This is a genomic window from Flavobacterium sp. W21_SRS_FM6 (genome assembly GCF_052119645.1).
GTDB lineage: Bacteria > Pseudomonadota > Gammaproteobacteria > Enterobacterales > Alteromonadaceae > Paraglaciecola.
Genome location: NZ_JBGQOM010000011.1, coordinates 149,969 through 159,555 on the forward strand (window position 1 = coordinate 149,969; position 9,587 = coordinate 159,555).

The following is a 9,587-nucleotide window of genomic DNA, read 5'->3' on the forward strand; positions in this document are numbered from 1 at the left end:
ATAAAGCTTAAATTTTTGGCCTACTATTTGCTGTTAGATCTAAAGTTAATCGGTAATTGAGCATAAAAATGACGCATCACAACAAACTTAGCTACAGTGTAATTTTGGCCATGAGCATGGCGTTATCGGCTTGTTCTATATTTGAACCCGCTGCAGTCGCAAGCTCCCTTCAAGCAGCGTGCAGTGATGGGCATCCATGTGGTGGCGCAGTGGTTGAAGAGCCGTCAAACGAGGACACACTCGATTTGTCTCAATATCGCGCGCACTCAGTACCAACTGCTTTTTCAACACCAGTGCATTTTCAAATGTTAGACAATTACGTGGAGCAGATGGCCATAGACTTAAGTCGCGAGTTAGTGGATTTAAGTATGGAATATCCCATCGCGGTGACCTCGTTTGTACAGCTTGATTCGACCCTAGATAACGCTGATAGCTTAGGTAATCAGCTTGCCGAAAGTTTTATTACTGAATTGCGCAAGGTGGGGTTGTTGGTAAATGACCATAAGGTCACTGGCAATATCGCGGTCAGCCCCACGGGTGATTTCGCCTTAAGTCGGGATCCTATGCAACTAAAGTCTGCGCAAAACATTGGCTACGTGTTAACCGGTACCATGGTAAAGAACAATAAAGGCATGATGATTAACGCTAGGATTGTTGGCGTAAGTAGCAATGTTGTCGTGGCTGCAACCTCAAAACTAATCCCTAATATAATGCTAACAGAATTGCAGTAGCGTAATAATGATACGCTATATTAAGCGTTAAGTGAGGGAGAAATATGCCTTATCTAGAACAAATGCGCAGCCTAATTAATACTGCGTTTTTTTCGCTTGGTTTATTGGCTGCTGACGAGTTTAATACCGTCTTTTAAGCCGTTAGAATTAATTGATTGAGTGATCTCAGCAGGTAAAAAACTCTGCGCCGAACCCACTACCGCTTTACTGGATATTCCCACAATTCGAGCATTGACCAATACGCCGTCTTGGTGTTTGGTTAAGGTACCTAACAAAACGTATTGCACCGGTAAATTGTTGGGTAATTCTAAAAAATCACGGCTTAGCACAAAATCACCAGTGGGGGTAACACGCACGTAATCCGTGGTTTTGAAATCAATAACAGGAATACCAAATTTATGTATTTCGTGAATAAAACTTTCGGCAATCTGATTACCCAACACATCGGCTTCTTCAAAGTTACTGTCTAAAAAGACAAAGCTGGTAACAGCCATTGGGGTTTCGGCGTTGACGTATTGTAAATTGCTAACTAAATCTTGCATCATGCCCCGAACATAATGGTTAATATTGAAGTTTTTAGGATCAACATTATTCATTTTACTGTAATTGTTCGCTTGGTTTTGTGCATTAAACTGTTGCTTAAATTGGTTTTGGAACTTGGTGCTGGCCTCCAATTGATTCATGTTTGGATTGGTTTGTTGTTGAACAACTTGACCTTGGCCACTTTCGATAAAGTATTGCTTATCTTGGTCCGAATTTGACGTTACGTAGGCCTCGTTAGGATAGTTTGCACAGCCACCTAATGCGATGCCAACACATAAACTTAAACAATGAATCTTCATGTAATTCTCCTAACCAATATGGCTCGACTATTAAGTCGTTATTTTACGAATCGTGTCAGTAACAACAGCGCAACTGGACCAGTTTAAACGGCAATAGTTTACCGCATATCCGAAACATAAGGCAGTGACTTGCCCAGTCCAAAATTGATGCTGCATGCTTAAAGGCATTAACAACCCTATGTTGCTTTACCAAACTATTACTTGTGAAGGATTTTGCAATTAAAGTGCCAATAGAAGCATCAAAGCAGGGATAGGTTATGCAGGAATAAGTTAAATACGACATCAGCCGTTTTTTGATTTAAACGAATAATATCCAATCCTCCCAGAAGAATGAACTGCTATGGATAAAAGGATTTATTCTTCAATAAATTCTTTACCCATTTGCAGTGTGCGAGTGGCCAGTTGTACTTCTTTTAAAAATGTCAGCAGGGCAAAGATCAACAATACGAGTGAAATAGTAAATAGAGCGACCACAACATTTCGAAAATTAATTTGCCACAAGTCACCCACAAATAAACAAACCACAACACCACAGACAAACAGGGCTGACGCAACACATAAACCTATTGCACGGTTAATGAGCTTTACCCTGCGCCACAAGTTTTTAAGTTCTTTTTGCGACATTTCTAGATAAGCCGGATTTTTTAACATCATGATCCGACGCTCCATAATGCGCGCTCTGTCCACAATGCGACCAAGTCGTCCCGACATGACATTAAGAAAGCCCGCTATGCCGGTTAACATAAATACGGGAGCCACTACAATTTGAATGACTTGTGCGAGATCAGAGCCTGATACATCCATATTAAGTGTTTCCTATTCTAATAAGTCTATTCATTGTCTACTTCCACGTCATCATCCACTTTCACGGCCCACAAATCATGTTCATCAGCATGGATAATTTGCGCCCAGATAATATCACCTGGTTGTACATCAAATTCATCGGTCAAATGCACATTACCATCGATTTCTGGCGCATCGGCATAACATCGGCCCACTGCGCCCTCAGTCGTCACTTCATCAATTAGTACTTGGAACTCCAAACCTATTTTGGCTTGCAGTTTAGCCGCACTGATGGCCGCTTGTTTTTGCATAAAACGCTCATGTCGCTCTTGCTTGATGTCTTCACTGACTGGATCGGGTAGATCATTCGCTTTAGCTCCATCAACATCTGAATACATAAAACAGCCTACGCGATCAAGTTGCGCTTCATCTAAAAAGTCGAGCAACATTTGAAAATCTTCTTCGGTTTCACCGGGAAAACCTACAATAAAAGTAGATCGAATTACCAAGCTTGGACACACTTCACGCCACGCTTTAATGCGCTCCATGGTGCGCTCCGCTGCAGCTGGGCGTTTCATTAGTTTGAGAATACGCGGACTTGCATGTTGAAAGGGAATATCCAAATAAGGCAATATTTTACCTTCAGCCATCAGGGGCATAATTTTATCAACTGAAGGATAAGGGTAAACATAATGCAAACGCACCCATATACCCAAATCAGCCAATTTCTCACATAAGGCTTTCATGTCAGTTTTTACTGGCATGCCATTCCAAAATGCGGTTTTGTTTTTTACATCTACTCCATAGGCACTGGTATCTTGCGAGATAACCAGTAACTCTTTAACACCGGCATTTTTAAGGCGCTGAGCTTCGTCTAAGATATCGCCGATAGGTCGACTCACTAGATCACCGCGCATTGAAGGAATAATACAAAAGGTACAGCGATGGTTACAGCCTTCGGATATTTTTAAGTAGGCGTAATGACGCGGGGTCAATTTAACACCAATGTCAGGAACCAAATTTAAATAGGGATTATGCACCGGTTGTGGCAAGTGGGTATGCACTTGATTCACCACTTCTTCATAGGCATGAGGGCCAGTAATGGCCAGTACATTAGGATGGACTTCGCGGATCTCATCTTCTTTGATACCTAAACAACCCGTTACGATCACTTTGCCGTTTTCAGCCAAGGCTTCACCTATCGTATCCAAGGATTCTTGCACCGCAGAGTCGATAAAGCCGCAAGTATTAACGATGACCAAATCAGCGTCATTGTAGGTGGGTACTACGTCATAACCTTCGGTACGTAATTGAGTCAGAATGCGCTCTGAGTCAACTAAGTTCTTCGGACAGCCAAGGCTGACAAACCCAATGCGCGTGCCTTCAGCAGATTTAATAGGCGAACCTGATTCAAGCACCTTAACAGGTGTTTCTAAAGTCGTGGTGCGATTGGGGATATAGGTTTCAACAGTCATTTGGCGCTCAAAAACAGGACAACAAGGAATTGCAGCGATTATACACTAAGGTAAAACGCTTGGCAGCAGCTGTGGGTCACTAAATAGTTAATAGAGGATTTAAAATCTGTCTTTGCCATTTTACCAAAACAACGTCAATGACCAACTATACAAAAGTGAAACATCAGTATATGTGCATATTAACATGATGCCGAACGCTCAATAACCAGATATTCCAGGATGACCTATTGGGTATCCTGGAAACATTATAAAATTGCTCTTGCTTTAAATTAATATATTCAGAACCATTTGAAGAGTGAATATGATGTGAAGGTCATTAATAGCTGTTAATCAAATTAAGTCATTGCCTGCTACTGCTTAGTATTATTCGGCACCTAATACATCATATCCTCCATACACCATTTTTCGAATTACTGAGCTGTCTAGCATGTCTGAAAACTCAGGTTTAAGTTGACTTATTTGATTCAGTTTTCCAAGGTGTTCAGCAGTTAAATGAATATCCAGTGCGGCAATATTGGATTGCAATTGAAACAAAGACGAAGCGCCGATAATAGTTGAAGTGACTTCAGGCTTAGACAATGTCCAAGCAAGCGCTATTTGAGCAAGTGGTTTGTCTAACTCATTTGCAACTTCGCGCAAAGCATCCAGTATATGCCAGTTTCTATCACTAAATTTCGAATCACCAAAGGGATTGGGTTTAGTTAATCGCCCCTCACCGCGCTGTCCTTCTTTGTTGTATTTACCAGTTAAAAAGCCCCCGGCTAATGGACTCCAAGGCATGACGGCCATTGAAGTGTCGCGGGCAACGGGGAAGTGTTCTCTTTCTACCTCGCGGGCGACCAATGAGTATTCTAATTGCATGGCAATAGGTGCTGGAATTCTGCGTTCACTCGCCAACGTTGCCGCTTTCATCGCAATATAAGCAGGCATGTCTGAAAAAGCAAAATAGCGAATTTTACCCGACCTAACTAAATCACCTAAGGTTTGTAATATTTCTTCAATAGGAGTGACGCCATCCCAAATATGCATCCAATAAAGATCTATATAGTCAGTACCAAGTCTCTTGAGCGAATTATCCAATGCCCTATATATGTTTTTTGTACCGCTCCCACCTGCATTTGGATTGGCTATCGTGCCCCCGGTCTTTTCTGCCAATGGACTTGCTGAAAAATTAAAGCCAAATTTTGTGGCTAATACAATCTCATCTCGACAGCGGGATTTGGCAATAAACTTACCAAGCAAGTCTTCACTTGCTCCTTGGCCGTAGATATCGGCAGTGTCAATAAAATTACCTCCATTTTCACGATAAGCATTAAAAACAGCTTGCGCGTCCTGTTCAGTCGAACCCCAGTTAGTGCCACCAAATGTCATCGTTCCGAGAGTCAGAGGGCTGACAATTAGACCCGAGCGGCCCAGTGGTCGATAAGATGTTAAATTCATTCTTTAATTCCATAGTGATTACTATGATATACGCTACACCGTTGATTTACTTTGTCAATAATTACATAATGAATACTATGAAATACTTGTTTTGGTAACACTGATATGAAAAAAGTGGGTAGACCCCTCTCATTTGATAGAGATGAAGTGCTCAAAAAAGCAATGACCACATTCTGGAAAAGTGGCTATGAGACAACATCTATTACCGATCTGACAACTGCAATGGGGATTACCGCACCGAGTCTTTACACTGCTTTTGGCGACAAAAAACAACTTTTTTTGGAAGCGATTCGGCTTTACGTATGCGCTGATCCTGAAGTGATAAATCAAATTGACAATGCGCCGACAGCAAAAGATACCGCTTGGCTATTGTTGCAAACGTCAGCCAGCATATTTACCAATGAAAATACACCACTAGGTTGTTTTATGGCGAGCTCGACCGCTAGCGGATCGGCTAATTCAGAAGACGTGCGTCGTTACGTTACTGACATCCGCAATGAGATGCGCCTTAATTTGAAGTTGCGGATTGATCAAGATATTGAAAAAGGGTTATTGCCAAGCGACACATCTGCGTTTGCGCTTGCCGATTTGGTTTTTGCTATTATCCAAGGCATGTCTGTTTTAGCCCGCGATGGCGTCAAACAAGAAAGTTTGATTTTACTATGTAAGCAAGCTTTGAACGCGTGGCCTGAAAATAACTAATATCCAAAATAAACCAGCTGAAAGCGTAAAAGTACTTAGTTTGAAACAGTGTCAAATCGACATAAACGATTAACTTAAGCTGTAAAAATGTATCTTCTTTTTCACACCGACATAAAAATGTCTTAAGAAGCACCAGTGTTGGCGGCAACTTATCACTATTTAATTGTAGTTTATACGTCTGCGTTCTCAGCAAGTTGATCGTCAATGGGAGTTAAGTGAACGATCCAAAAAGTAGATTGAAAACAGTCAAGGTTTTAATCTGACGTGCAAACCTTGGTGATAAGTGATCGTTGAGATAATAAGTTTTTTAACCGTTAATATTCGTATTCTAGCGCTATAAAGTTCCTATAAATTCACACGCCTCCGTTGCCAGCGAGACACTTATTGGTGGCCTATTTCTGACGGTACACCAGTTTTCTCTTTCAGTTAAAGTAAAACCATTACTTAAGCAACTCCGCGTCGCACTGGTTAAAAAATATCCACCCAAGAGCGTTGACTCACATACGCCACTAACCGGATGAGTTTAGTGGAGGAGGCGGTCTTCAACTCTGATCTCGAGGACACATTCCTTCATCCGGCGCTGTGTTTTCAAAACTATGCTGGAGCATGGAAGCGGATTGTTACGTCGGGAGAATTGGCAGAGCCTTGGTCTAACGAGACGCGATTTTCTCGGGTCGATTATCGAGACGTCGGGGAAGTTGCTGCCATTACTCTCACTGAAGATCGACTGCTCTATGGTACCTTCGAGCTTTGTTCTGGACTTTCATTCAATCGAATCGAGGTTGCCGAACTTCTGGGCCGAAGACATAAACTAGATAATGGCGGGGACAGAGCACTTAGTTAGCATAACTAAATTGGTATTTTTCATCATTTTTACTGCGTTAAATAAAGTAATAACTAATTAATTCAATGTGTTATTAATTGTTGATGTTGTTAGGAACTAGCTTGCGGTAGGTTTTAAGTCAGCCTATTTTAAAATTACTTCTCTGTGCTCCAAGTTATTAGTAAGTAGTCACTGCATTTATTTGCTTTTTAACCTTTGTTGTCGATAAACCTTGTCCCATCAAAAAATATAGCAATAATCAGCCTAGGTTTTATTTATTGGATTTATATAGTGCAATTGTTAGAAATAGAGTGTTTGGGTAAAACACTTAAGTTAGAAGGTTCAATGGCTGGGTGGCAACAACTGTTTTGGGGGGAACAATGCGTTTCGCAAATTAGTGCCAATGCTGACAATGATAAATTTTCACATCAATTTTCCCTACAAAGTGAGCAGGGCGAGATTCAAGTGAAGCTGAATGGTGCTCTGCAATGGCAGCCTTTTGATCTGCAATTCCAGCTTTTAGTTAATGATGAGCTATTGCATGAAAATACACTGACTGAAAAAGACATAGAGCAAAGGCAAGTGGTCCAGGGTGAAAAGCAAGCGATGAAATTTAGTGTCGTTGGTATGGCGGGCTTGGGGTTAAAACTATTTAAAAGTGCCAAAGTGATTAAAGTGTTGTTTGCTGCTGGCAGTTTAGCCGCATATAGCTGGTTGTTTTCTATTGAGTTTGCCATTGCCCTGATACTTTGTCTGGTGTTTCATGAATATGGTCATATCAAGGCGATGAAGTACTTTGGTTTGAAAACCAAAGGTATTTACCTTATTCCTTTTGTGGGCGGTTTAGCGCTCAGCGAAGACAAAATTAATACACGCTGGCAGGATATTGTCATTTCAATTATGGGGCCATTTTTTGGCTTGATATTGTCTATTGCTTGTTTAGTAGGATATTGGTTTACCGATATAGAAATACTCGCAGGTCTAGCGGTATTTAACGCCTTGCTCAATTTATTTAATATGTTACCTGTATTGCCTTTAGATGGTGGGCATGTGCTGAAAAGTATCGCTTTTTCAATTAACTCCCGAGTCGGAATCGTCGCTTGTGCATTGGGGGCCGCGCTAGGTGTTTATGTTAGTTATCATTTTGGTTTGGCTTTGTTAGGTTTTTTACTTGCTATAGGTAGTGTGGAAATATTCTTTGAATATAAACGCCGACATCTCAGTGAGCTATTGCCCCTTAACCGTTATGCTCAAATCGTTTCCATTTTGTGGTATGTCATCACTTTGGGTGGTTTAAGTGCCATTATTTGGCTATTGGGTCAAACAGATAACGGTGCGTTGTCATTACCGCTTAGAATATTGAGTAGTTAAGGTGACTCTCGGACCTGTGAGGTCAGGTTTTAGTTGCAGGGCAAATTATTGCCAGATGCAACCGGAAAGATCAAAAGCATTTTAACCACAGAGTTCACAGAGTACACAAAGGTAAAGCAGATAAATTAACTGTGTTTTGTATTACTTAGAACTCAGCCTGATTGACTGAAATGTGCCAATTTCAGACATAGAAATGCAACGGCTAAACTTAAGAGTAAAACCACCTTGATTGCTTTTTAACGAAAAAAATTCTAGCAATTAAATCTATAAATGTTGATGGAACCAGTCGGCTAGCTCTTTGATAGCTGTGGGCCTAGTTTTTGGGCTGAAACCATGCCCTTCGTCCTTATAAATACTAAGTTTATGGGGGTGCTCTAATTTAGCTAGAGTAGCAGCTAGCCATTTAGCATTTTCTACTGATACACGGGTATCTCTATCACCATGTTGTATGAGTATTGGCACATTCTTATTTAATTTATCTGCCCACTTAAGCACTGAACGTTTGTCTAGCTCTACTTCTTTGTTAGCGGCGTAGTTTGGTATTCTATTTTCGTAGACTTTTTCCATCGCTTGCCTGAATTTCAATTCCCGTAACAAATCTGAAGCGCCAGCAATGGTAGCAACAGCCTTTATCTCAGGCATTTTTTGCATGGCTAAAAAAGTCTGCATGCCACCACGGCTAGAGCCGTACATACCAACTTTTGTCGAGTCGACATCTTTAATATAAGGAATGTATTTTGCCAGTTTGACCACATCCAACACATCTTCACCACCAAATTCATCAGACTTTCCAATTATCTCTTCTTTGTCGAAGGATCCTCGATATTGGCTACCTATAATAGCAAAGCCTTGTTCAGCCATGGGAAACAAGGATGCCATCATTGATCCAAATACAACTGCTACATAACGGCCATTACCGCCTCTGTTGTATACGAGAACAGGTAGGTCTGTTTGACCCTTCGGTTTCATGACGTACCCCGATACTATGAGGTCACCTACTGGGTATTTGAAGATAGTGACGTGGTTGAATAGATACGACCACCCCAGTTAAGACATAATAGCTTAACTGGAGATTTATAATGACAACACGTAAGACATATTCAAAAGAATTCAAACTGGATGCTATTTCCTTGGTGGTAGAGCAAAAATACAGTAAAGCCGAGGCAGCCAGGAATTTAGGTCTGAGTCCTCAGATACTCGGTCGTTGGCTTAAAGAGGCTGAAGATGATAATGGTCAGGCTTTTCGTGGTAATGGCACGCTAACCCCCGAGCAAGCGGAAATCCGCCGTTTGAAGGAGCAAGTAAAGCGTCTTGAAATGGAGCGTGAGATATTAAAAAAAGCGGCTGAGGATTCAAGCTAACAGCGCAACACTCTTTTCAATCATGTGTGATGGTGTTTTAAATTTCAATGTTTTTCTTG

At 41.2% G+C, this 9,587-nt stretch carries 8 protein-coding genes and 1 pseudogene; 4 read left to right on the forward strand and 5 right to left on the reverse strand.

Annotated elements, in window-relative coordinates; all coding sequences use genetic code 11:
- The first annotated feature begins 68 nt into the window (after positions 1–68).
- On the forward strand, positions 69–731 hold the full coding sequence (locus ACEN2L_RS17270; RefSeq protein ID WP_441745360.1) for a FlgO family outer membrane protein: 663 nt from the start codon (positions 69–71) through the stop codon (positions 729–731).
- A 101-nt stretch (positions 732–832) separates the two neighbouring features.
- On the opposite strand, the gene ACEN2L_RS17275 is transcribed toward ACEN2L_RS17270, so the two are convergent.
- The 4 genes from ACEN2L_RS17275 to ACEN2L_RS17290 all read right to left on the reverse strand — a co-directional run bounded on the left by ACEN2L_RS17275 (position 833) and on the right by ACEN2L_RS17290 (position 5,271).
- Positions 833–1,573, reverse strand: a complete 741-nt coding sequence (locus ACEN2L_RS17275; protein WP_441745361.1) for a FlgO family outer membrane protein — start codon at positions 1,571–1,573, stop codon at positions 833–835.
- Positions 1,574–1,927: 354 nt separating this feature from the next.
- Positions 1,928–2,377, reverse strand: coding sequence for a DUF2721 domain-containing protein (locus ACEN2L_RS17280; RefSeq protein WP_306023076.1), 450 nt, complete (start codon positions 2,375–2,377; stop codon positions 1,928–1,930).
- Between the two features lie 26 nt (positions 2,378–2,403).
- Positions 2,404–3,831, reverse strand: coding sequence for a 30S ribosomal protein S12 methylthiotransferase RimO (gene rimO, locus ACEN2L_RS17285; protein ID WP_441745362.1), 1,428 nt, complete (start codon positions 3,829–3,831; stop codon positions 2,404–2,406).
- Positions 3,832–4,194: 363 nt separating this feature from the next.
- The gene (locus ACEN2L_RS17290) at positions 4,195–5,271 is read right to left on the reverse strand and encodes an aldo/keto reductase (RefSeq protein ID WP_441745363.1); all 1,077 of its coding nucleotides are present in this window, start codon (positions 5,269–5,271) and stop codon (positions 4,195–4,197) included.
- A 105-nt stretch (positions 5,272–5,376) separates the two neighbouring features.
- On the opposite strand from ACEN2L_RS17290, the gene ACEN2L_RS17295 reads away from it, so the two are divergent.
- Both ACEN2L_RS17295 and ACEN2L_RS17300 read left to right on the forward strand, forming a co-directional pair.
- Positions 5,377–5,973 carry a TetR/AcrR family transcriptional regulator gene (locus ACEN2L_RS17295; RefSeq protein WP_441745364.1) on the forward strand — a complete coding sequence of 199 codons (597 nt, stop codon included), beginning with the start codon at positions 5,377–5,379 and terminating at the stop codon, positions 5,971–5,973.
- 1,114 nt (positions 5,974–7,087) lie between these two features.
- Positions 7,088–8,167: a metalloprotease gene (locus ACEN2L_RS17300; RefSeq protein ID WP_441745365.1), complete on the forward strand. Its 1,080-nt coding sequence runs from the start codon at positions 7,088–7,090 to the stop codon at positions 8,165–8,167.
- A gap of 264 nt (positions 8,168–8,431) precedes the next feature.
- Here the strand turns inward: ACEN2L_RS17300 and ACEN2L_RS17305 are convergent, their stop codons facing one another.
- The gene (locus tag ACEN2L_RS17305) at positions 8,432–9,136 is read right to left on the reverse strand and encodes an alpha/beta hydrolase family protein (protein ID WP_441745366.1); all 705 of its coding nucleotides are present in this window, start codon (positions 9,134–9,136) and stop codon (positions 8,432–8,434) included.
- A gap of 110 nt (positions 9,137–9,246) precedes the next feature.
- Here ACEN2L_RS17305 and ACEN2L_RS17310 point away from each other — a divergent pair.
- Positions 9,247–9,510 (forward strand): annotated as a pseudogene (locus tag ACEN2L_RS17310) (transposase); the annotation flags it as partial.
- Positions 9,511–9,587 lie beyond the last annotated feature (77 nt).